Raw genomic sequence first — 21,750 nt, forward strand, 5'->3', positions numbered from 1 at the left:
CCGCTGGTTGGTGGCCCAGACGACCAAGGACGAACTGACGGCGCAGGCAGAATTCGATAAAAAGCCTTACAGCCCGACCCCAGCACCTGCGGCATCGACCGACGCAACAGCGCCGGCAGCACCCGCGACGACGGACACAGCGCAAAAGCCTGTCGACATGAACGCCGCTTCGGCAGAACCAGTCAAGCGCGCCGACGGCAATCTCGCCACCAACATCATCGGGGAAAACGTCTACAACGGCACCGGCGATGACGCCCAGAACATCGGCGACGTCAACGACATTGTGCTGACCAAGGATGGCAAGGCGCAGTACTTGGTCATCGGCGTCGGCGGTTTCCTAGGCCTTGGCGCCAAGAACGTCACCTATGACTTCTCGAAGGCGCAGTGGGCCGAGAAGAATGGCGACCGCTGGCTGGTCGCCCAGACCACCAAGGAAGAATTGCAGGCGCAGCCGGATTTCAACCGCAAGGCCTATGACCCGGCGCCGGCAACGACGGCTTCGAATGCGCCGGCAGCAGTCGCGCCCGCCGCAGCCCCTGCCGTCGCTCCGTCCGACAAGACGGCACAGGCTCCGGCGCCCACGACCCCCGATGCCTCGGCTCCGGACCAGACAAAGACCGCAGCCATCGACAAGTCGACGCTGACCGAGATGCCGGTTGGTGAGATTCGCGCCGATGACCTCAAGGGCACGACTGTCTATGGCGCCAACGACGCCAAGGTCGGCGAGATCGGCGATGTCGTGCTTGCGCCCGACAAGAAGGCCGATGCGGTGATCGTCGATGTCGGTGGCTTCCTCGGCATTGGCGAGAAGGAAGTCGCGGTCGGCATGGATAATCTCAAATTCATGACCGACAAGGCGGGCAACAAATACCTGTACACGACCTTCACCAAGGAACAGCTCGAGGCACAAACCGCCTATGACAAGGGCAGCTATGCCGAGAAGCGCGATCAGCAGCGCATGATCGTCAGGTAGTTTCCACCCAGTCGGATACAGGCCCGCGCCGGCAACGATGCGGGCCTGTGTTCATGTGTGGCGTGGAGGCAGGCCAGCGGCGTGGCCGACGAGGCCGTTCTCGGCCAATTCGGCCAGTGCCAGCGATTGGTCGAGATGTTCGGCCCGCCAGGCGAGCAGTCGTTCGGCGAATTCCAGCCGCACGGCGAGATGGCTGGGGTCGGCCGCGAGGTTGTCCAATTCGTCCGGATCGTTTTCCAGATCGAACAGCAGCGGCGGCAGGTTGCCGCCGAAATGCACATATTTGAAATGTTCCGTGCGGATAACGGCGAGATTGCATTGGCGTGAGGCGATGCCGAAATGGCGTTCGGCCTCGCCCGCGGCAACCGAGCGGAAATCGAACTCCCAATGCGCGGCATCGCGCCACGCCGCCGGGACCTCTCCGCTCAGGAACGGCTTCAGCGACCTGCCGTCGAGATGCGGCGCGGGCTCTTCGCCGAGCAGGTCGAGAAACGTCGGCAAAATGTCGACCGCTTCGGTGAAGCTGTCGACCTTGCCGCCGGCCGCCTTGCCGTGGCGCGGATCGCGGATGATCAGCGGAATGTGGTAGCTGCCGTCGAAATAGCCGCCCTTGCCCAGCATGAAATGGTCGCCCATCATCTCGGCATGGTCCGAGGTCAGCACGATGATGGTGTCGTCCCACGCGCCGGCCGCCTTGACCGCTTGCCAGATGCGGCCGAGCTGGGCGTCGACCTCGGAAATCATGCCGTAATAGATCGCGCGGAGGACGCGAAAATCGTCTTCGCTCCAGTCGTGCACCTTGCCGCTGGCGTCGGGGCGGAATTTCATCTGTTTCTGCCGGCCGAGATCATAGGCTAGATAGGGATGGTTTTCCGCCTCCTCCTGCCAGCTTGCCGCGCGCCGGAAGGCCGGGCCGTCAGCCGGATCGTACATTGTGTTGTAGGGCTCCGGCACTATGAAGGGCGGGTGCGGGCTGATGAAGGAAAGATGCGCGAACCACGGCGCGGCGTGCTCCTGTTCGCCAAGCCAACGCGCGAATTCGCCGGTCAGGAAGGCCGCCGGGGTTTGCTGCCCGGAGTAGACGGGCGGCGCGTTGCTGACGGTGGTCCCGACCGCGCCGTCGGCCACCGGGCGATGGATGTCGGGGGATCCGGCGCTGGCGTCGACACCTTGTAGTTCCAGCCAGGATAGCCATTGCTTCTGATGCTCGGGCAGCAACTGGCGCACCGTAAAGCCCGGCAGCACGCCTTCATAGCTTTGCAGCCGCGGATCGCCTGGCGCCAGCAGGCGCGGATCGAGCGACACATCGGTGTAGCCGAACAGCGTCGGATCATAGCCCAGGGCGCGAGCCGAAAGCGCAATGTTGCCGTGGCGAGCGTCGAGCGGCGTGCCATTGCGGCAGACGCGGTTGTTCATCTGGTAGAGGCCGGTGTAGAGGCAGGCGCGGGCGGGCGAGCAGGGCGCCGCGCCGCCATAATGCCGCTTGAACAGCACGCCCTCCGCGGCCAAAGCGTCGGCATGCGGCGTCTGCACGACCGGATGACCGGCGGCGGACAGACAATCGCCACGCCACTGGTCGCCTGTGATCAGGAGAATGTTAGGCCGCCTGGCTTTTCCACTCACTCACGATACCTTTGTCCCGGGATGTCGAACGCCGTTTATGGAACCGAATTCTGGCCATGGCGCAAGTCTGACCTGCGAGCCAATTGGTGAACGAACCTTGTTCCATCGTTCACTTTTATGACACAGTCCATTCTGTGTTTGCCGCCTTTGCGGAAACTGCCCTGGTCCTCATATTGGCGTGGACAGCGGCGAGGGCCGCACATGTACCAAGGGAAGGAGCAAGACAATGCTCGACCAGATCAAGGGCCTGCATCACGTTACGTCGATGGCCAGGGATGCCCGCCAGAACAACGATTTCTTCACCAGGAAACTCGGTCAGCGCCGGGTCAAGAAGACCGTCAATTTCGACGCGCCTGATGTTTACCATCTTTATTACGGTGACGAGGCCGGCACGCCGGGTTCGGTGATGACCTATTTCCCCTTCCCCGACATCGGCAAGGGCCGGCATGGGGTCGGGGAAGTCGGAACCACCGTCTACTCGGTGCCGGAAGGCACGCTTGGCTATTGGGAAAAACGCTTTGCCGATGAGGGCGTCACCGGCCTCTCGCGCGAAGAAACCTTCGGTGAGAAGCGCCTGGCTTTTGCCGGACCGGATGGTGACGGCCTCGCGCTGGTCGAGTGCAAGAGCGACAGCAGAGCACCCTGGTCGAAAGGCGGCGTTCCCACGGATGAGGCGATCCGAGGCTTTCATTCCGTGTCGCTCAGGCTGAAGGATGGCGGCGCCACGGAAGAGCTGCTGAAGTTCATGGGGTACGAGGAAATCGAGAAGTCCGGCAATCTCAGGCGGCTGGCGGTGAAGAACGGCAATGGCGCCGATGTCATCGACATCGAATCGCTGCCGAGCACGGCCTTCGCCGATCTCGGCGCCGGCTCCGTCCATCACGTCGCCTTCGCGGTCGAGAACCGCGCCAGGCAGCTGGAAGTGCGCAAGGCGTTGATGGATACCGGCTATGGAGTGACGCCGGTGATCGACCGCGACTACTTCTGGGCGATCTATTTCCGCACACCGGGTGGCGTGCTGTTCGAAGTCGCCACCAACGAGCCGGGATTCGATCGCGACGAGGATACCGCTCATCTGGGCGAGGCGCTGAAGCTGCCGACGCAGCACCAGCACCTGCGGCCCTATCTCGAACAGCATCTGCAGAAGTTGGAAGGCTGAGGCCATGAGCAAGGACGCTTACATCCACAAGGTGCTGCCCGGTTCGCCGGGCGGTCCATTGCTGTTCGTCTTCCATGGCACGGGAGGCGATGAGAATCAGCTTCTGTCGCTGGGGCGCGATCTCGCGCCCCAGGCAACCATCGTCTCGCCGCGCGGTGATGTGTCGGAACAAGGTGCCGCGCGCTTCTTTCGCCGCGCCGCCGAGGGCATCTACGATATGGACGACCTGGCGCGGGCGACGACCAAGATGGCGGGCTTCGTCAAGGCCCATGTTGAAGCAGCGAAGCCATCGGCCGTGCTGGGTCTCGGCTATTCCAACGGCGCCAATGTCCTGGCCTCGGTGGTGTTCGCGGTTCCAGCGCTGTTCGACGCGTCGGTGCTGATGCATCCGCTGATCCCGTTCGAACCTGAGGTCAAGGGCAGCCTCGCCGGCCGCCATATCCTGGTGACCGCCGGCAAGCGCGATCCGATCTGCCCACCGAACCTGACCACGCGGCTCGAGGCCTATTTGCGTGCCGACGGCGCCGATGTCACAGTGGAATGGCACGATGGCGGGCACGAGGTGCGGCCAAACGAGATCGAGGCGGCACGGCGGTTCTTTGCCGATACTGCCCAAGGAGCATAGCAATGCCTGACCAACTGCCTGAGATCGAACTTGAGGATCGCGGTTCCAAGGGCCGCTACGTCCTGCGTGGACCCGATGGCGCCGAGGCCGAGATGACTTTCACCAAGATCGGTGAGCACCAGATCATCATCGACCACACCGAAGTGCCGGACGTCTTTCGCGGCCAGGGTGCCGGGCTTCGGCTTGTCACCCGCGCCGTCGAGGATGCGCGTGCGGCGGGCAAGAAGATCATCCCGCTCTGCCCGTTCGCCAACGCCCAGTTCCGCCGCCATCAGGAATGGGCCGACGTGCTGAAGCGGTAGGGATTCGTTGCTTGGAAACGGCGCGGTAAGCGGCTGCCATCCCACCGGGGCGGCTTTGGCATTTGCGCGGGTGGCGCATCCTGCCTAAGTAGATAGGATATATCTTAGCCGCGCCGACAAACGAACCGAATGATCCCCCAATGACCGAAACCGATCTCGTTCCCGTCTTCGACGGCCACAACGATACGTTGCTCAGACTCCATCAGTCGAAAGACACGGACGTCGAAAAACTGTTCATCGAGGGGAAATCGGGCGGCCATATCGACCTGCCACGCGCGAAAGCCGGCGGCTTCGCCGGGGGCATGTTCGCCATCTTTCCGCCGCCTGTCGAGAAATCCAGGCGCGGCGCCGTGCCCCTGGCGCCGGGCGCCGCAGAACCGCTGCCGCCCGAGGTTCCCCGCGATGAGGCGCTGACCTCGACCATCGCGATGGCCTCGATCCTGTTCAGGCTGGAACGGGCCGGAGCGCTCACCGTCTGCCGCAGCGCCGGCGATGTGCGCAACGCCATGGCGCAAGGGTCGATCGCGGCGGTGTTCCACATCGAAGGGGTCGAGGCGATCGATCCCGAGCTCACCATGCTCGACGTGCTGCATGAAGCCGGCCTGCGCTCGCTCGGCATCGTCTGGAGCCGTCCGAACGCCTTTGGCCACGGCGTGCCGTTCCGCTTCCCGTCTTCGCCCGACACCGGCCCTGGCCTGACCGATGCCGGCAAGGCGCTGGTCAAGGCCTGCAACCAGTTGAAGATCATGATCGACCTGTCGCATCTCAACGAGAAGGGCTTTCGCGATGTCGCCGCACTCAGCGATGCGCCGCTGGTGGCGACCCATTCCAACGTGCACGCGATCTGCGGCCATTCGCGTAACTTGACCGACTGGCAGCTCGGCGCGATCCGCGAAACCGGCGGCATGGTCGGGCTGAACTTCGCAACCGGCTTCCTGCGCGAGGACGGTCGCATGAATGCCGACACCAGCCTCGATATCATGGTGCGCCATATCGATTCGCTGCTGCAGGCGCTGGGTGAGGACGGCGTTGGTCTTGGCTCCGATTTCGACGGCGCCATGATCCCGGCCGTCATCGGCGATGTCGCCGGCCTGCCGAAGCTGATCGATGCATTGGCGGCACGCGGTTTCGGCCGCGCGCTGATCGAAAAAATCGCCTATCGCAACTGGCTCAATATGCTCGGGAAAACGATAGGTTAGAGACAGCCTGCGGCATATGTCGATAAGGACATAGTTCGTCGGTGAAAGCCGGATGCGATTGGGTGGATAGCCGGCAATGCTGAAGACCTTCACGGATGAGGGCGGCGAATTCGAGCGAACCGATGTCGTCATCGTCGGTGCGGGTTTCACCGGCCTGTCGGCGGCGCTTGAGATGAAGAAGGCCGGCATCGATTTCATCCTGCTCGAAGCACGCGACCGCGTCGGCGGACGCGTGGAGTCCCGACTGAACGGACTTGGCGAACGCATCGATAGTGGTGGCCAGTTCCTGTGCGAGGACATGCCGGAATTGATGGCCATGGTCGAGGCGCGCGGCAAGACGCTGGTTGAAACCCATGTCGATGGCGACTTCATCACCCAGCCGACGATGTCCGCACAACGAGCAGAGCGGACCTATCATGCCGCGATGGCGATCCGCGAGCGCATGAACGGGATCGATCCGGACGATGCCTCGATTGCCGGACTGACCGTCGCCGACTGGCTTGCCTGCCAGCACGATTCGGCCGATGCAAGGATGGCTTTCCGTTCGATGATCGAAGGTCTCTGGTGCATGGCGCTGGACCAGATTCCTCTCTGGTATTTGATCGGCAATGACCGCCGGGTCACCAACGAGGTGACGGAACTGCAATATTCTGTGCGCGAAACCATGCATTCGCTGGCCGACGATCTGGCCCGAGACCTTGGCGATCGGTTGCGGCTAAGCGAGCCGGTCACGCGCATCGAGCACAGTTCGCAAGGTGTTCTTGTCGTTTCGGCCGGGGGTGCCGTCGAGGCGCGCACGGTTCTGGTGGCCGTCCCGCCGGCGAAGGTGACGGAGCTCGCCTTTGCCCCCGCTTTGCCGGCCGGACTGGGGCGGGCACTCGGCGCCTGGGAAAGCGGCGCGGCTATCAAGATCCTGGTGCGCTATGCCAAACCGTTTTGGCGGGCGCGGGGTTTGAGCGGCATGGTGATGTGGCTCGAGCCGCCGGGGCTGTTTGCCTGCGACGCCGGCAAGGATGCGGAGCATGCGGCGCTCGTCGTGTTCGCCGGCGGCTCGCTCGCGCTGCGTTGGCGCGACCTCGGCGAGGCGGAACTGCGTGCGGAGGTGACCGGCCGGCTGGAGGCAGCCCTTGGTCCGGACGCCGGTGACGTCATCGATTTCAGTTTGCGTGACTGGATAGGAGATCGCTGGAGCGGCGGCGCGTACAGCGATCTTATTGTCGATGTTACAGCGACAGGCGCCGAGCGAACGATCCTTGCCGGCGCACCGCCGGTGTATCTCGCCTCTTCAGAACTCTCGCCATCGTTTCCGGGGTATGTCGAGGGCGCCATCATTGCCGGGCGCATCGCCGCGCACAAGATCATTGCCGAGCTTCAAGCTCCGGGCTGAGCCTGATCTTTTCGAAAGACTGTTCGGTAAGATCGGTCAAGTTGCGCCTCGAGCCCTGGCGCCGTCGAAGCCATACCCGATTTTGCCCGACTTCGCCCGAAATGCTGTTTCGAATTCGTTACAGTGCCAATCCTTCGCCACCCCATCACCGTTACAGAGCGCGGATAAGTTCATTTCACCGCCAAAAGAAACTCAGCGAAGGGGAAGGTAATGCATGCGAAAATCCAGACGATCCGCGGCGAGAGCCGCCTTCAGGCTCCAGAGCGCAATGACCGCCGTCCGAAACTGGCGCTGCGCCAGCGGGCCAGCGACCACCCCATGGCGATGTTCATGGTGCTGGCTGCTTGCGCCTTCGTCGGCATGGCGTTCACGCCGACAATCGGGCCGGCCTTCGCTTCGTTGAATCCGCCGGTCAATCTCATCGACGGCGCGCAGACGACGACCAGGACCGCGCGTCTGCCGGTGCCGTTGACCGACTTCGCCTGCAAGGGCCAGGCCTGGGGTGCCGAGAGCATGGATTGCCTGCGCGCCATCGCCGAACAGTCCGGAACACACAAAAGCCGGGCGATCCGCATGATCGCCAATGCCGCGCCGTTGACCGGCACGCCGAATATTTTCTGATTTCCGTCGAAGCATGATCCCGAAAACCGTTCCCGTTTTGTGGACCATGCTCTGACCTCCCCGAGCGCCCTCCAGTGCGCTCCTTTTGGCTCCCGCCCCCGGGAGCCTCTTTTTTTATCCTTTCAAGGCCGCCTGTTCGGCGATGGCGGAGAGCACGCTGCGCACATCCAGCGTGCTGAACGGCTTTTCCAGAATCTGCGGTCGCTGGTGCGCCGGCAAGGCTTCGATTTCGGCTTTGGCACCGATCAGGTCTCCGGTGACCAGCACGAAACGCCGCGCCAAATCGGGCTTTTCGGCGAGCAACTCACGATAGATCGATATGCCGCTGACGCCGGGCATGCGCAGGTCCGAAAAAACGATGTCCGGCGGCATATGGCCGCTCAAGGTGGCGGCGGCCGATTCCCAGACCGGCACGATCCGCGACTTGATGCCCATCAGTTCGAGGATGTCGGAGAGCGAGCCGGCGACATCCGGCTCGTCGTCGATGATCAAGGCATGGCGCAGGCCGCTCGATCGCGGCTGGTTGTCGCCGGCGGTGGCGAGGCCGGCCACGATGGCCGGCAGCTGGACGACGAAACGCGCGCCTCTCGGGAGCACTTCCTCGAACCAGACATTGCCATTGTGCCGCTCGATGATCGATTTCGAGATCGACAGGCCGATGCCGGTGCCGACGCCGACCGGCTTGGTGGTGAAATAGGATTCGAAGATGCGGCCGCGGATCGCTTCCGGCACGCCGGGCCCATTGTCCTCGACCGAGAAGCAGGGATGATCCCGGTCGCTGCGGAACGTCCGCACCTTGATCAGCCGGTCGCCGGCAATGCCAGCCAAAGCGTGCTGGCTGTTGATGAGGAAATTGGCCGCCACCTGCGTCACATGGTCGGCGTCGGCCATGGCCAGCAGCGGGCCTGCGGCGAAATCGGTGTCGATGATGATGCCGCTTGAGCGCGCGCCATAGGCGGTCACTTCAAGTGCCGCCCGGATCACCTGGTTGAGGTCGGTCTCGGCTTGTGCCGCGGGATGGAGGCGGACCATCGACAGGAAGCTCTTGACGATGCGGCCGCAGCGCTCGGCGGCCGCGCGGACCTTTTCGGCGCGCACCTTGGTTTGCGGATCGGAGGCGAATTCGTGCAGCAGCGTCGATTGCGCCACAACCACGGCCAGCGGGTTGTTGAGCTCGTGCGACACACCGGCCAGCAACGAACCCATCGCCGCCATCTTCTCGTTCTGGTGCAGCTTCTCGCGTTGCCGGCCGATTTCCTCCTCGGCGCGCAATTTGTCGCGCAGGTCGCGGATGGAGCCGAAGATCAGGCGGCGGTCGGCAACCCGCATCTCGGTGGCCGTCAGCTCGATCGGGAACACTTCGCCGGCGGCATTCTGGGTCACCGTCTCGAGCCGCTGGCCGACCATCGGCGCGCCGCGGCCGGACATGTATTCGGCTCCTGAGGCGTAGCCCTTGCGGTAGTAGATCGGCACGATCGTATCGAGCAGGTCCTTGCCGAGGATGTCGCTGCGCTGGAAGCCGAACATCTTCTCGGCGGCCGGATTGAATTCGATGATCGAGCCGGTCTCGTCGATGACGACAATGGCGTCGAGCGAGGCCTGCAGCATGGTGCGGCGAATGACCTCGCTGGCGTGGGCGTCGGAGGGCGAGCGCTCTATGGCGTCGCCGATGGCCAGCGCGATGATGTGCAGCGTCGCCTCTTCCTCGTCGGTCCATGCACGCTCGTTGATGCAGTCATTGACCGCCAGCGTGCCCCAGAGATGGCCGTGCGCGAAGACCGAGACCGAGAGGAACGATTTGATGTTCTGCTTCTCGAAATCGGTCCTCAGGAAGCCTTCGAGGTCGCGCGTATGACCGGCGAAGATCTTGCCTTGCCTCTCGTCCTCGGCAAGCCGCTCCAGCAGCGGGTCGGAATTGACGATCGATTGCATGATGACGGTCGGTGATGCCAGTTCGCCGCCGAAAAGAGGGTCGATCCAGTAGGCGGCGACGGATTGGGCGAAGCCCTGGCCAGGCAGTTCGCGCAAGCGAAACAGGATGCCGCGCTGGCAATCCATGGCCCGGCAGAGCGTTTCCAGTATGCCGTCCATCTCGCGCTGCCAGTCGCCGGCCTCGCGCAGCCGGCGAACGACGCGCACGGCCGCCATCGCCGCGCCCTGCCTGAACCCTTGCATATCGGTGCTTGCTGCTTCAGCGATCATCTTGTGCTGTCATTCCGGAGTCGCGCCAATTCGGCCGGCGAGCAACTACATCCTTCTGGCCCGGTGCTCAGTTGCCGTCGCCGGCCGGCAGCGAGAAGATATAGCCCTCGCCGCGCACCGTGCGCAGGAATTTCGGATTGGCGGGATCGGCCTCGATCTTTTTGCGCAGCCGCATGATGCGAATGTCGACCGCGCGTGACGATTCCGGATCTTCGGTGAAACCGATCGCCTCGGAGATAGCGGCGCGGCTCAGCAGCCGGTTGGCGCGGGTGAGGAAAATCTCCAGCACGTCGAACTCGCTCTTGGCCATGTCGATCACCACGCCATTGGCGCCGGTGACCAGCCTGCCGTCGAGATCGGCCTGGAAGGGGCCGAAGGCAACGGAACGGCGATCCGCCCCGGCCCTCTTGTCCTGCAGCTCTTTGGGCTGGGGAACCCGGCGCAACACGCTGCGCACCCTGGCCAGCACCTCGCGCAATTCGTAAGGCTTGACGATGTAGTCGTCGGCACCGAGTTCCAGCCCGACAATGCGGTCGAGCGCGGTGCCGGCCGCGGTCGCATAGATGATGCCGATCGGCAGTTTCGAACGCAGCCAGCGGCCAAGCGAGAGGCCGTCCTCGCCGGGCATGGCGATGTCGAGAATGGCAAGATGAAACGACTGCGTTTCAACGAGGCTGCGCGCGGCGGCCGCACTTTCAGCGGTGGCCACGTCATATCCGGCGGCGCCAAGGTATTCGGCGACAGCGTCCCTCAGGTCGGGCTCATCCTCGACGATGACAATTCTTGCCCGCACGATGCTTTCGCTCCCACTTTCAGTGGAAAGTAGATTGGGTATAAACATCATGTCCAGCACTCATATCGGGGTTGCCAGGGAACGGTTGGAAAACATGGCCGCACGATCCGTCATTGCGCTCGTTTCGGTAGCCGAAGTGGTCGCGACCGAACTCGCCGACCATCTTGAACGGCGCGGCCATGACGTGCATCAGGCACGCCAGCCCTGGGAAGCCGAATCTCTGCTGTCGGGAAAGGGCATCGACGTCGTCGTCGTCGGCGACAGCCTCAGCCAGGCGGAGGGGCGGGACCTGCTCAGACGTTATGGCGGCCAAGGAGGAGGCGGTGAGGGCGGACCGGATTTCATCCTGATCTGCCGCCCGGCCGATCTTGTCGACAAGGTGCTGGCGCTGGAGCTTGGTGCGGCCGACGTCATCGAGAGCCCGCTCAATGTCCGTGAACTGGCCGCCCGTGTCGGCGGCCTGCTTTCGCGCCGCGGCAGGGGCACCCAGGAACTGATCGTGCTGGAGAACGCGACCGTCGATCTGAAATCGGCGATGGTCATGCATCGCTCCGGCACGGAAGAACAGCTTTCGCCCGGTCAGGTGGCGCTGCTCAGGCTGTTCCTGGCCAGTCCGCGCAAGGTTTTGACGCGCGACGACATCATCGCCGCGGCGCCTGCCGAAAACGCCGATGCCTTCGATCGCTCGATCGATTCGCGCATCGTGCGGCTGCGCCGCAAACTCGACACCGAAACCATCACCACCATACGCGGCGCCGGCTACCGGTTCGATCCGCCGCGGCAATTCGCGGACTGATTGCCGGGCACTGACGCAGTCTCTGGTTTCGGGCATCGGATTTTCCATCTCCGGCCCCGACGCTCTTGGCGCTCAGCGTACCAGCAGAAGCGATGGACCTACCGGCATGTCACTGCCCATGGTCAGCTCGCCAGCGTGGGCGCGGTCCCTGAGCAGCACGGTGGCAAGGCCGGCAAAGCCGAGCAGGCCCTGGGCGTAAAGCAGTGCGGAAAGCACCGAAGCGGCAAATTTCGTTTTCATCGTACCAATTCCCCAAAATGGTTTGTTGCGGGTCGCTTCAGGATACCCCCGAAGCGCCCGCGCCGCCCACGGAACCCCCCGTCTCGGCGCGGGCCTTCGGTCCTCTCGGCAGCAAGTTGCCGGAGGCGCCGCGCAAACCCGTCAGCCTAAGGCCGACCCGCCAGAGGGCCTTTAGCCGGGCGATGCGCAGGCTGGAAACAATCCAGACCGTGGCGAAAAACAGTGCGGCGTGCAGGGTCGAAATCTCGCCTGAAGTCATCGCGCCGAGGCTTGTCAGCGGGGTGCCGGCAACCGTGCCGACGCCGCCGATGACCGCTGCCGCGATGCTGATCCTGAAAAGCCAGGACAGCGCGTTCGATTTCGTTCCCATGTTCGTTACCGGCTGTTTTCGTTGCGTCAACTTTGCTTGCGGCCCGTATCCGGATCATGCCGCTTGAAACCTCGCTTTGTTGCAGTTCGGTTTCGAGATCTACGGCGGTCCTTTCGAATACTGCTAATTCGCACTTTCGTTTAGCGACGGATACCCATGTTCCTGACCTTGGTCTTGCTAGGGGTCTCGCTTGCGGCCACCGACGGCTCTACGGGGTTGGCGTTTGTTAACCAGTGGAAACAGATTCGAAACACAAATGCGCATTTTGCGAAATCTCTCCGAAACATGACGTTGGGATAAGCAGCCATCGAATTGGAGCCGGCTGGACCGGCAGAGAGAGGGGATTTTCTTCATGCATACCGCCATTTCCGCCAAGCTCATCAACATCGCCGCCGCCGCTCTGACCGGTGCCGCACTGCTGTTCGGCTCGGGCGCCGCGCATGCCGCCAACAAGATCGTGGCGCGCGTTTCGCTTTCGCAGCAGATCATGGAAGTCTCCGTCGACGGCCGGCCGACCTTCGCCTGGAAAGTCTCCACCGGCGACCGGGCCCATGTGACGCCGACCGGCTCGTTCAAGCCGACCCGCATGCATGAAATGTGGTATTCGAAGAAATACGACAACGCCCCGATGCCGCACTCGGTCTTCTTCAGCGGCGGCTATGCGGTGCACGCGACCTATGCGATTAAGCGCCTCGGCCAGCCGGCTTCGCATGGCTGCGTGCGGCTGCACCCCGACAACGCCGCCGATTTCTACCAGCTCGTCGAAACCTTCGGGGCGACCAACACCAGCATCGTCATCGTCAAGTAGCAGGCTGGAAACGGTGGCGTGGCAGCATGCTGCCACGCCTCAAAGCTCCCTCCGGAAAACGCTGCGGTATTGCGTACAGTTCAAACCGGCGGTATCGAGCCCAGCCAAAAAGAAAAGAGGCCGGGAATTTCCCGGCCTCTTTTCTTCTGTTTCCATCGATTTGCCCCGCGCATTTCTGGGCGGGACTCCCTAGACCGTCCTAGCTCGGCAGTGCCGGCATCAGCTTGGGGTCCGGCTTCTCCGCCAGATGAGGCAGGTCCTTGCTGGCGATAAAGGTGTAGAACATGGGCACGACGAAGAGCGTGAACATGGTGCCGACCAGGATGCCGGTGAAGATGACCAGGCCCATCGAATAGCGGGCCGCGGCACCAGCGCCGCTGGACGTGATCAGCGGCACAACGCCGAGCGCCATCGCCGCCGTCGTCATCAGGATCGGCCGCAGGCGCACCTTGGCCGAGGCGATGATGGCATCGCGCCGCCGCATGCCATGCTTTTCACGCTGCTGGTTGGCGAACTCGACCAGCAGGATGCCGTGCTTGGTTATCAGACCGATCAGTGTGATCAGGCCGACCTGCGTGTAGATGTTGAGCGTGCCGAGGCCCAGATTGAGCGGCACGATCGCGCCGAAGATCGATAACGGCACCGCCATCATGATGATCAGCGGGTCACGGAAGCTTTCAAACTGCGCCGCCAGCACCAGATAGATGACGACAACTGCGGCCGCGAAAGCGATCAGGATGGTGTTGCCCTGTTCCTTTTCCTGTCGCGATTGACCGGAATAATCGATGAAGAACGTGTCGGGCAGGCTCTCCTTGGCGATGTCCTCCAGCGCCTTCAGCCCGTCGCCGGTGGTGACGCCGGGCAGCGGAAGCGCCGAAATCGTCGACGAATTCAGCTGGTTGAACTGCTCGATCGCCGCCGGCGCCGCATTGGTCGAAATCTTGACCACCGCCGATAGCGGCACCATCTCGCCGGTCACGCTGCGTACGAAATATTCGCCGAGCTTGTCGGGGTCGTCGCGGAACTCCTGCGGCACCTGCGGGATGATGTCGTAGCTGTTGGAATCGCGGTCGAACTGCGCCACTTCGGCGCCGCCGACCAGCAAGGTCAGCGTGCGGCCGATATCGGCGATCGGCAGGTTCAGCGCGGCGGCGCGGTCGCGGTCGATGGTCACCGTCACCTCCGGTGCGTCATAAGCCATCGAATTCTGCACGACGATAAAGCGGCCGGAGGCCTGCGCCTTGTTCTTGATCTGCTCGGCCACCTCGTACACTTCCGAGGAAGCGCCGGTCGATCGCACCACCATGGAAATGGGCAGGCCGCCGCCGGAGCCCGGCAGCGTCGGCGGTGCGAAGACGAAGGCCTCGACACCGGCCACTTTGGCGATACGGGCCGTAATGTCAGCCTGCAGTTCCTTCGAATTGCGCTTGCGTTCCGCCCAGTCCTTGAAGGCATAGCCGACGAAGGCGCTGTTTGTCGTGCCGCCGAAGGCGACGGCCGAGAACTGCGCCCGTGTTTCGGGAATATCCTTCACCAGGCCGAGGATCTGGTTGACGTATGTCTCGGTGTAATCGGACGTCGCATAACGCGGCGCCGTCACAATCGAGAGCAGAAAGCCCTGGTCCTCTTCCGGCGCAAGTTCGCTCGAGGTCTTGGTGAACATGAAGCCGGTGACGCCGACAAGCGCAAGCACGATGATCAGCGTCAATGGGCGATAGTTCAGCGATCCGGTGACGGCGCGTTCATAGACATGCTCGACGCGCGCGAAGGTGCCGTCGACAATGCGCTGGAAACGGCCCGGCGTGCCGGACTTCAAGAGGCGTGCCGACATCATCGGGGTGATGGTGATGGCGATGACACCCGACAGCACCACCGAGCCGGCGAGCGTGACCGCGAATTCACGGAACAGCGCGCCGGTCAGGCCGCCGGTAAATGCCAGCGGTGCGAACACGGCGGCCAGCGTCATGGTCATGGCAACGATGGCTGATGCGATTTCGCGCATACCGCTGAACGCAGCCTGCATCGGCGACATGTGATCTTCTTCCATGTGACGGTGGATGTTCTCCACCACCACGATGGCGTCGTCGACGACCAGGCCGATCGCCAGCACCATGGCCAGCAGCGACAGAAGGTTGATCGAGTAGCCAACCGCGAACAAAAGGAAGCAGACGCCGATCAGCGACAACGGGATGGTGATGATCGGCATCATCACCGACCGGAAGGAGCCAAGGAACAGAAGGATGACGACGACGACGATGGCAACCGCCTCGCCGATGGTCTTGAACACCTCTTCAATCGAGGCGCTGATCTGCCCGGTCGCGTCGTAGACGACCTCGATCGTCATGCCTTTCGGCAGTGTCTCCTGAATCTGCGGCACCAGCTTGGTGAGCGCAGCCGCCGTGGTCAGCGGATTGGCCGCCGGCGTCGGGAAGATGGCGAGGAAGGTGCCTGGCTTACCGTTGAACGAGACCCTGGTGTCGGTGTTCTCGGCGGCGAGTTCGACGCGAGCCACGTCGCGCAACCGCACCACATTGCCGTCGGTCGAGCGCAGCGGCAGCTCGGCGAATGCCTCCGGCGTCTGCAATGTCGAGCGCACGGTGATCGAGGAAACGACATATTCGTTCTGGGTGTTGCCGGGCGCCGACAGGAAGTTGGAATTGTTGATCGCCGTCAGCAGTTCGGAGGCGGTCACGCCGCGCGCCGCAAGTTTGACCGGATCGATCCAGACGCGCATCGAGTATTCCTGGGCGCCGAAGATCTGCACGTCGGCGACGCCTTCGACCGTCGACATGCGCGGTCTGATGACGCGCTCGATATACTCCGTCAGCTGCTCCTTCGTCATGTTCGGATTCTGCATCGAGATGTACATCATCGCGAACTGCTGGCCGGTGCCCTTGACGATGACAGGGTCCTTCGACGCGTCCGGCAAAGTGCCGCGCACGCCCTGGACCTTGGACAGAACTTCGGTCAGCGCGACGTCGGGGTTCGAGCCGAGCTTCATCTGCACCGTCACGGTGCTGGAGGACGGGCGGCTGGACGAGGTGACGTAGTCGATGTTTTCGGTCGAGGCGACGGCGCGGGCGATCGGGGCGGAAATGAAGCCCTGGATCAGATCGGCGCTGGCGCCTGGATAGGCCGTGGTGATCGTGATGGCCGTTTCATCGACCTTCGGATACTGCCGGATCGACAGATTGAAGATGCCCTGGAAACCCAGGAGCAGGATCATGCAAGCAAGGACCGTCGAAAGAACAGGCCGGCGAATGAAGAGATCTGAAAAGCTCATTGCTGGTCGGCCTGCTTGTTCGCCGATTTGGTCGGGTCAATGGTGTTGTCCACAACGACGGACATGCCGTTGAAGAGGCGGTTCTGACCGGCGGTGACGACCTCGTCGCCGGCCTTCAGCCCCTCGACGATCTCGACCATGCCTTGATTGCGGCGGCCGGGCTTGACGAACACCTGCGACAGCACGAGCGCGGGCTTGTCACCTTCCGCCGCCGGCTTGGCCCCGTCGGCAGCCTTGTCAGTTGGCTTTGCCGCATCGGCGGCAGGCTTGGCTGCATCAGCCGCCGGCTTCATGGCATCGGCCCGCTTGGTGTCCGCAGGCTTGGCGTCAGCCGATTTGTCGGCTGCCGGCGCAGCGGGTTTTTCCTCCGGCTTGGCAGCTGGCGCTGTCTCGGCGGGCTTGGCTGGCTGCACCACGAAGATGTAGTCGCCATAGAGACTTGTCGTCAGCGCCGTCTGCGGCAGGGTCAGCACGTTCTGCTCTTCGGGCAGCTCGACACGCACCTGCACGAACTGGCCGGGGGTCAGCTTGCCATCGGGATTGGCGACTTCCGCCCGGATGTTCACCAGCCGGCTGGACGAGTCGATCTTCGGGTCTATGCCACGAATGGCGCCTGCGAATGGCCTGTCCTCGCCGCCAAAGCCCAATCGAATCGTCTGGCCGATCTTGAGCAAGGCGAGTTGCTGTTCGGGAACCGTGAAATCGACCCGCATCGTGTCGAGGTCCTGCAATGTCACCACGGCGGTGCCGGGCGCCAGATACTGGCCGACATCGATCTTCGGGATACCCACCGTGCCGCCGAAAGGCGCCGTCAGCTGCTTCTGGTCGAGCACGGCCTGCAGCTTGGTGACTTGGGATGCCGAGGCCGAGGCCGCCGCACGCGCCGTGTCCAGCGTCGAGTCGGAGCCAACGCCACGCCTGGTCAGTTCGATGGCGCGGGCAAGTGAGGTCTGGTCTAGCGCGGCCTGCGCCTTCTGTGCGTCGAGGTCGGCGCGCTCGACGGCGTCATCGAGTTGCAGCAGAACCGCATTGTCCGCCACCTTCTGGTTGGCATGGAAAAGGATGTCCTTGACAATACCGGTAGTCTCGACCGTCAGGTCGACACCGCGCACCGCCTTGACCGTGCCGATCGCCTCGACGCCTGGCGTCCAGGCCGAAGGCTTGGCGATGGTCGTCGAAACGGTTGCCGCCGGCGGCTTCATCGATGCGAAGTACTGCTTGATGCCGTTGTCGCGCAGGAAGTTGAAGCCGACGATGCCGCCGACCACGACGACGAGCAGGGCCAGAACCAGAACAATGATAAAGATACGGAGTATGCGCTTGAACAAGGAAGTCCCCTCAGTCGAAATCCGGCGCGAAGCGCGGATATCGGGACACATACCGACTGCGGGTCCCGATTTCAAATAATGGCGGTCTTCCTGTACCGTCTGGACGGTCTTGTCAATTGGGCCTAAGCTTGCGATGGGAGGCACCATGAGAGCCCAAAGACCGAATTCGCGCGAGAAGATTCTCGCCGCGGCGGCTGATGTTGCCCGGGAATCCGGACCAGGCAGCCTGTCGCTGGATGCCGTCGCCAGCCGTGCCGGCGTGTCGAAGGGAGGGCTCCTCTACAATTTCCCGACCAAGGCCAAATTGATGCAAGGTTTGGTCGAAGGCTATCTGCGCGAGTTCGAGCACGCGCTGGAAGCCGCCAGCACAAATGACAAGGACGAAAATCCCCTGGCCGTCTACATCAGGCTGTCGGCCAATGATTGCGAGGAAAAGCAGCCGTCGGCGTCCTGGATCTTCTCGGCCATCGCCGAGGATCCCGATTTCATGATGCCGATAAAGACCTTCAAGCGGCAGCTTTTCGAGCGGCTGAAGGGCGAGACGCCGGATCTCAAATCGCTGTTGATCTGCTATCTCGCCATCGAGGGATTGCGCAGCATGAACCTCTTCGATTCGGATGTCCTGTCGAAAGACGAGCGCCAGTTGTTGGTATCGTCCCTGCTCGAGATTGCCAAATAGGCGCCGCCCACCCGCTTTTCGGCGGGCCTGTTCGTGAACGCGGCGTTCGCCGGCGTCACACAGGGTTCATCGTGCGGACATAGCGTCTTCCCAGTTCTTTGCTGCAATGCATCTGGAGTGGGACATGGTGGACATAGTTTCTAGCGAGGCGGGCATTCCGAGACCGGATCATCCGCTGGATCAATCGGGCAGCGCGAAGTGGTTCCTGCCGGCCTTCGGCGTGCTGGTGCTCGTCGGCATCGCCTATGTCGGCTACGCGCTCAGCCAGGATCTTGCGGTGGCCAAGACCGTGCCGTGGATCCTGCTTGGCATCGCCTTGCTGATCGCGCTCGGCTTCGAGTTCGTCAACGGCTTCCATGACACCGCCAATGCAGTGGCGACGGTTATCTACACGCGCTCGATGCCGGCCGAATTCGCCGTCATGTGGTCGGGCGCCTTCAATTTCCTGGGGGTTCTCACCTCCAGCGGCGCGGTCGCTTTCGGCATCCTGTCGCTGCTGCCGGTCGAGCTGATCCTGCAGGTCGGCTCGTCCTCGGGCTTCGCCATGGTGTTCGCGCTGCTTGTGGCGGCGATCCTGTGGAATCTCGGCACCTGGTTCCTCGGACTGCCGGCGTCGAGCTCGCACACGATGGTCGGTTCGATCATCGGCGTCGGCCTTGCCAACCAGTTCATGGCGCCCGCCGGCAGCGCCACCAGCGGCGTCGACTGGTCGCAGGCGACCAATGTCGGCGTCACCCTGCTGGTGTCGCCGATCATCGGCTTCTTCGCCGCGGCGATCCTGCTCTATGTAATGAAGCTGCTGGTGCGCAATCCGGCGCTCTACGAGGCGCCGAAGGGCAACACGCCGCCGCCATGGTGGATCCGTGGCCTGCTCATCTTCACCTGCACCGGCGTCAGCTTTGCGCATGGCTCCAATGACGGACAGAAGGGCATGGGCCTGATCATGCTGATCCTGATCGGCGTCGTGCCGACGGCCTATGCGCTGAACCGCACCCCCGACATCAACTATCTCGAAGCCTACAAGTCTGCCTCGGTCAGCGTCGAAACGGCGCTGGGCAAATATGCCAAGCCCGGGGTCACCGTCACCGATGCCAAGGCCGCCGTCCAGGATGCCGTGCGCACCAGGACATGGAGCGACCAGACGACGGTTGCGCTGCAGACCTACATCCACAACACGACGGCTGGCCTGCAGCCCTATGCCTCGGTCGAGACGGTGCCGACCGATCTGGTCAGCAACGCCCGCAACGACATCTATTTGATCGGCGAAGCGCTCAAGCTGATCGACAAGAAGCAATTGCTGCCGATGGAGGCGGCCGATCTGAAAGCGGTCACCGACTATCACAAGGCCGTCGACAACGCGACGAAGTTCATCCCGATCTGGGTGAAGGTCGCCGTCGCGCTGGCGCTCGGCCTCGGCACCATGGTCGGCTGGAAACGCATCGTCGTCACGGTCGGCGAGAAGATCGGCAAGAGCCATCTGACCTACGGCCAGGGTGCGGCGGCCGAACTCGTGGCGATGGTGACCATCGGCATGGCCGATCGGCTGGGACTGCCGGTGTCGACGACGCATGTGCTGTCGTCGGGCGTTGCCGGAACGATGGCGGCGAACGGTTCGGGGCTGCAATGGGCGACGGTGCGCAATCTGCTGCTTGCCTGGGTGCTGACGCTGCCGTGCTCGATCACGCTGGCCTTCGTGCTGTTCATCATCTTCCGCCAGGTGTTCTGAGCCGAGCGTATAAGCGTCCAAAGAAAAGGCAGCGCCGGGTGACCGGCGCTGCCTTTTTTCTTTAAGAGAGCACTGCGTTCAAGGGGCGAAGACGTATTCGTTTCTGTTGACGTGGAACATGCCTAGGAAATTGGCCGAAACGCCTTTCGCTTCGTCATCCTGTGGCGGAGCAGGGAGCGAAGCGACGCGGCGCAGACCATAGGATCCATGCCGCGACTCCTGAGCGTTGCCGCGGTGCAGAATTCTGCTCCGCTGCACTCCGTGGCAAAGATCACGGCATGGATCCCAGGGTCTCCGCGACGGAGCTTCGCTCCTGCTTCGCCCAGGGATGACGAAGTTTGGAGGCGTCGGCCAATCTCGAGCGTCGGCGATGGCCGTTCAAACGAATCCTGGCCAACAACGCTGAACCGTTGGGCATAACCGGCCTGGCTACGTCGGGTCTTCGCGATGCAGGTCATGGATGGCCACACCGTCGACATTGGTCGGCATCGTCAGCCACTCACGATGGCGCAAGGTGCGCTGCGTGTCCTCCAACCCTGTCTCCCAATGCTCGCGCATCGAGGTGCCTGAGAACTCATAGTCCTTGGCGTGACCCTCATAGCCCTTGTGCTGATAGATCAGGTGCACGATGTTGACGGTGCCGGCGTCCGAATAGTCCTCGATCAGCGCTTCCTCGGCCGGCGTCCGCAACTCCTTCGGCACCCGTTTCAGTGCATCGAGCAGGCGCATCTTGAGACCGTGGATGCGTTTGAAATTGTCAGTGTTTTGCCGTGTGCGGCTCGAATACATGATGTCCTTGTGGCGCGACAGCACGTCCGGCATGCTGCGCGGCAGGACGCCTCGCGCGCTGAACAGGTCGACCTGGAAAACCAGCGAGGAACGGTCCTCTTCCTGGTCGAGCAGATATTGCAGCGGCGTGTTGGAGACGATGCCGCCGTCCCAGTAATATTCGCCTTCGATGCGGATCGACGGGAACGCCGGCGGCAGCGCGCCGCTGGCCATGATGTGCTCCGGTTCGATGCGGACCTTGTCGGTGTCGAAATAGACGAAGTTGCCGGTCCGGACGTTGACCGCGCCGACGCTCAACCGCTTCTTGCCGTCGTTGAGGATGTCGAAATCGATCAGGCTTTGCAGCGTCTCCTTCAGCTCGGCCGTGTCGTAGAAGCTGGTGGCGCCCTCGGCGCCGGGCTGCTCCATCCAGGGGTTAGGATTGCGCGGCTTGAAGAAGCCCGGCTGCCCCATGACCATGGTCATCCACGAACTGGTGCGATTGCGGATATCACGGTAGATGTCGCCTTCCGGCGTATAGGCCCAGATCTTGCGACCCGAAATCGTCTGCCAGAATTGCTCGAGGCGCTGCAGCCGGCGGCTCGATTCATTGCCGGCGATGATCGCCGCATTGATGGCGCCGATCGACACGCCGGAAAGCCAGCTCGGCTCGCAGCCGGCCTCTGCCAATGCCTGGTACACCCCAGCCTGGTAGGCGCCGAGCGCGCCGCCTCCCTGAAACACCAGCGCGACGCGGTCATACTGCGCCGAGATCTCCGCGATGGTGGCGGTGGCCTCCTTGTTGCGATTGCGTTCGAGCACGGCTTTGGTCTCCGACTTCTGTTTGGGCTCTGAAAGGCTTGTGCAG

At 63.0% G+C, this 21,750-nt stretch carries 19 protein-coding genes; 11 read left to right on the forward strand and 8 right to left on the reverse strand.

Annotated elements, in window-relative coordinates; all coding sequences use genetic code 11:
• The coding region (locus EN949_RS01925; RefSeq protein ID WP_245472360.1) for a PRC-barrel domain-containing protein at positions 1-973 on the forward strand (973 nt) is incomplete at its 5' end.
• A gap of 51 nt (positions 974-1,024) precedes the next feature.
• Here EN949_RS01925 and EN949_RS01930 read toward each other — a convergent pair.
• On the reverse strand, positions 1,025-2,596 hold the full coding sequence (locus EN949_RS01930) for an alkaline phosphatase family protein (RefSeq protein ID WP_127370938.1): 1,572 nt from the start codon (positions 2,594-2,596) through the stop codon (positions 1,025-1,027).
• A gap of 226 nt (positions 2,597-2,822) precedes the next feature.
• Here EN949_RS01930 and EN949_RS01935 point away from each other — a divergent pair, with 226 nt between their 5' ends.
• The 6 genes from EN949_RS01935 (at position 2,823) to EN949_RS01960 (ending at position 7,889) form a co-directional block, all read left to right on the forward strand.
• Positions 2,823-3,755 carry a VOC family protein gene (locus EN949_RS01935; protein ID WP_127371621.1) on the forward strand — a complete coding sequence of 311 codons (933 nt, stop codon included), beginning with the start codon at positions 2,823-2,825 and terminating at the stop codon, positions 3,753-3,755.
• A gap of 4 nt (positions 3,756-3,759) precedes the next feature.
• Positions 3,760-4,380 carry an alpha/beta hydrolase gene (locus EN949_RS01940; RefSeq protein WP_027163149.1) on the forward strand — a complete coding sequence of 207 codons (621 nt, stop codon included), beginning with the start codon at positions 3,760-3,762 and terminating at the stop codon, positions 4,378-4,380.
• A 2-nt stretch (positions 4,381-4,382) separates the two neighbouring features.
• The gene (locus EN949_RS01945) at positions 4,383-4,682 is read left to right on the forward strand and encodes a GNAT family N-acetyltransferase (protein ID WP_013529296.1); all 300 of its coding nucleotides are present in this window, start codon (positions 4,383-4,385) and stop codon (positions 4,680-4,682) included.
• Between the two features lie 140 nt (positions 4,683-4,822).
• The gene (locus EN949_RS01950; protein WP_127366713.1) at positions 4,823-5,881 is read left to right on the forward strand and encodes a dipeptidase; all 1,059 of its coding nucleotides are present in this window, start codon (positions 4,823-4,825) and stop codon (positions 5,879-5,881) included.
• A 76-nt stretch (positions 5,882-5,957) separates the two neighbouring features.
• Positions 5,958-7,268 carry a flavin monoamine oxidase family protein gene (locus EN949_RS01955; RefSeq protein WP_127366714.1) on the forward strand — a complete coding sequence of 437 codons (1,311 nt, stop codon included), beginning with the start codon at positions 5,958-5,960 and terminating at the stop codon, positions 7,266-7,268.
• Positions 7,269-7,478: 210 nt separating this feature from the next.
• The gene (locus tag EN949_RS01960) at positions 7,479-7,889 is read left to right on the forward strand and encodes a hypothetical protein (RefSeq protein WP_127366715.1); all 411 of its coding nucleotides are present in this window, start codon (positions 7,479-7,481) and stop codon (positions 7,887-7,889) included.
• A gap of 114 nt (positions 7,890-8,003) precedes the next feature.
• Here the strand turns inward: EN949_RS01960 and EN949_RS01965 are convergent, their stop codons facing one another.
• Together EN949_RS01965 and EN949_RS01970 are read right to left on the reverse strand one after the other, a co-directional pair.
• Positions 8,004-10,091, reverse strand: coding sequence for an ATP-binding protein (locus EN949_RS01965; RefSeq protein ID WP_027163147.1), 2,088 nt, complete (start codon positions 10,089-10,091; stop codon positions 8,004-8,006).
• Between the two features lie 67 nt (positions 10,092-10,158).
• Positions 10,159-10,932, reverse strand: coding sequence for a response regulator transcription factor (locus EN949_RS01970; RefSeq protein WP_181172685.1), 774 nt, complete (start codon positions 10,930-10,932; stop codon positions 10,159-10,161).
• A 46-nt stretch (positions 10,933-10,978) separates the two neighbouring features.
• Here EN949_RS01970 and EN949_RS01975 point away from each other — a divergent pair, with 46 nt between their 5' ends.
• On the forward strand, positions 10,979-11,680 hold the full coding sequence (locus EN949_RS01975; RefSeq protein ID WP_127367577.1) for a response regulator transcription factor: 702 nt from the start codon (positions 10,979-10,981) through the stop codon (positions 11,678-11,680).
• A 72-nt stretch (positions 11,681-11,752) separates the two neighbouring features.
• Here the strand turns inward: EN949_RS01975 and EN949_RS01980 are convergent, their stop codons facing one another.
• Positions 11,753-11,920, reverse strand: coding sequence for a hypothetical protein (locus EN949_RS01980; protein WP_013529303.1), 168 nt, complete (start codon positions 11,918-11,920; stop codon positions 11,753-11,755).
• A 37-nt stretch (positions 11,921-11,957) separates the two neighbouring features.
• On the reverse strand, positions 11,958-12,290 hold the full coding sequence (locus tag EN949_RS01985) for a hypothetical protein (protein WP_024503024.1): 333 nt from the start codon (positions 12,288-12,290) through the stop codon (positions 11,958-11,960).
• Positions 12,291-12,642: 352 nt separating this feature from the next.
• Here EN949_RS01985 and EN949_RS01990 point away from each other — a divergent pair, with 352 nt between their 5' ends.
• A complete protein-coding gene (locus EN949_RS01990; protein ID WP_013529305.1) occupies positions 12,643-13,098 on the forward strand; it encodes a L,D-transpeptidase in 456 nt (151 codons plus the stop codon).
• Positions 13,099-13,297: 199 nt separating this feature from the next.
• Here the strand turns inward: EN949_RS01990 and EN949_RS01995 are convergent, their stop codons facing one another.
• Positions 13,298-16,381 (reverse strand): efflux RND transporter permease subunit, encoded by a 3,084-nt coding sequence (locus tag EN949_RS01995; RefSeq protein WP_013529306.1) that lies wholly within the window; start codon positions 16,379-16,381, stop codon positions 13,298-13,300.
• The gene (locus EN949_RS02000) at positions 16,378-17,709 is read right to left on the reverse strand and encodes an efflux RND transporter periplasmic adaptor subunit (RefSeq protein WP_127371043.1); all 1,332 of its coding nucleotides are present in this window, start codon (positions 17,707-17,709) and stop codon (positions 16,378-16,380) included. Before EN949_RS02000 ends, EN949_RS01995 begins: the two co-directional genes overlap by 4 nt.
• 145 nt (positions 17,710-17,854) lie before the next feature.
• Between EN949_RS02000 and EN949_RS02005 the strand changes: the two genes are divergently transcribed.
• Positions 17,855-18,388, forward strand: a complete 534-nt coding sequence (locus EN949_RS02005) for a TetR/AcrR family transcriptional regulator (protein ID WP_024503025.1) — start codon at positions 17,855-17,857, stop codon at positions 18,386-18,388.
• 124 nt (positions 18,389-18,512) lie between these two features.
• Positions 18,513-20,114 carry an inorganic phosphate transporter gene (locus tag EN949_RS02010; RefSeq protein ID WP_024503026.1) on the forward strand — a complete coding sequence of 534 codons (1,602 nt, stop codon included), beginning with the start codon at positions 18,513-18,515 and terminating at the stop codon, positions 20,112-20,114.
• Between the two features lie 429 nt (positions 20,115-20,543).
• On the opposite strand, the gene EN949_RS02015 is transcribed toward EN949_RS02010, so the two are convergent.
• Positions 20,544-21,704 (reverse strand): patatin-like phospholipase family protein, encoded by a 1,161-nt coding sequence (locus EN949_RS02015; RefSeq protein ID WP_024503027.1) that lies wholly within the window; start codon positions 21,702-21,704, stop codon positions 20,544-20,546.
• Positions 21,705-21,750: the final 46 nt, after the last annotated feature.

This window comes from Mesorhizobium sp. M7A.F.Ca.US.007.01.2.1 (assembly GCF_003998165.1).
In the GTDB taxonomy this organism is placed as follows: domain Bacteria; phylum Pseudomonadota; class Alphaproteobacteria; order Rhizobiales; family Rhizobiaceae; genus Mesorhizobium; species Mesorhizobium ciceri.

Bases quoted from the DNA above. Each gene is read 5' to 3' on its own strand.
- EN949_RS01965 (WP_027163147.1), bottom strand. From the start codon at position 10,091: ATGATCGCTGAAGCAGCAAGCACCGATATGCAAGGGTTCAGGCAGGGC.
- EN949_RS01995 (WP_013529306.1), bottom strand. From the start codon at position 16,381: ATGAGCTTTTCAGATCTCTTCATTCGCCGGCCTGTTCTTTCGACGGTC.
- EN949_RS01945 (WP_013529296.1), top strand. From the start codon at position 4,383: ATGCCTGACCAACTGCCTGAGATCGAACTTGAGGATCGCGGTTCCAAG.
- EN949_RS02010 (WP_024503026.1), top strand. From the start codon at position 18,513: ATGGTGGACATAGTTTCTAGCGAGGCGGGCATTCCGAGACCGGATCAT.
- EN949_RS01960 (WP_127366715.1), top strand. From the start codon at position 7,479: ATGCATGCGAAAATCCAGACGATCCGCGGCGAGAGCCGCCTTCAGGCT.
- EN949_RS01950 (WP_127366713.1), top strand. From the start codon at position 4,823: ATGACCGAAACCGATCTCGTTCCCGTCTTCGACGGCCACAACGATACG.
- EN949_RS01990 (WP_013529305.1), top strand. From the start codon at position 12,643: ATGCATACCGCCATTTCCGCCAAGCTCATCAACATCGCCGCCGCCGCT.
- EN949_RS01980 (WP_013529303.1), bottom strand. From the start codon at position 11,920: ATGAAAACGAAATTTGCCGCTTCGGTGCTTTCCGCACTGCTTTACGCC.
- EN949_RS01935 (WP_127371621.1), top strand. From the start codon at position 2,823: ATGCTCGACCAGATCAAGGGCCTGCATCACGTTACGTCGATGGCCAGG.
- EN949_RS01955 (WP_127366714.1), top strand. From the start codon at position 5,958: ATGCTGAAGACCTTCACGGATGAGGGCGGCGAATTCGAGCGAACCGAT.
- EN949_RS01940 (WP_027163149.1), top strand. From the start codon at position 3,760: ATGAGCAAGGACGCTTACATCCACAAGGTGCTGCCCGGTTCGCCGGGC.
- EN949_RS01985 (WP_024503024.1), bottom strand. From the start codon at position 12,290: ATGGGAACGAAATCGAACGCGCTGTCCTGGCTTTTCAGGATCAGCATC.
- EN949_RS01970 (WP_181172685.1), bottom strand. From the start codon at position 10,932: ATGTTTATACCCAATCTACTTTCCACTGAAAGTGGGAGCGAAAGCATC.
- EN949_RS02005 (WP_024503025.1), top strand. From the start codon at position 17,855: ATGAGAGCCCAAAGACCGAATTCGCGCGAGAAGATTCTCGCCGCGGCG.
- EN949_RS01975 (WP_127367577.1), top strand. From the start codon at position 10,979: ATGGCCGCACGATCCGTCATTGCGCTCGTTTCGGTAGCCGAAGTGGTC.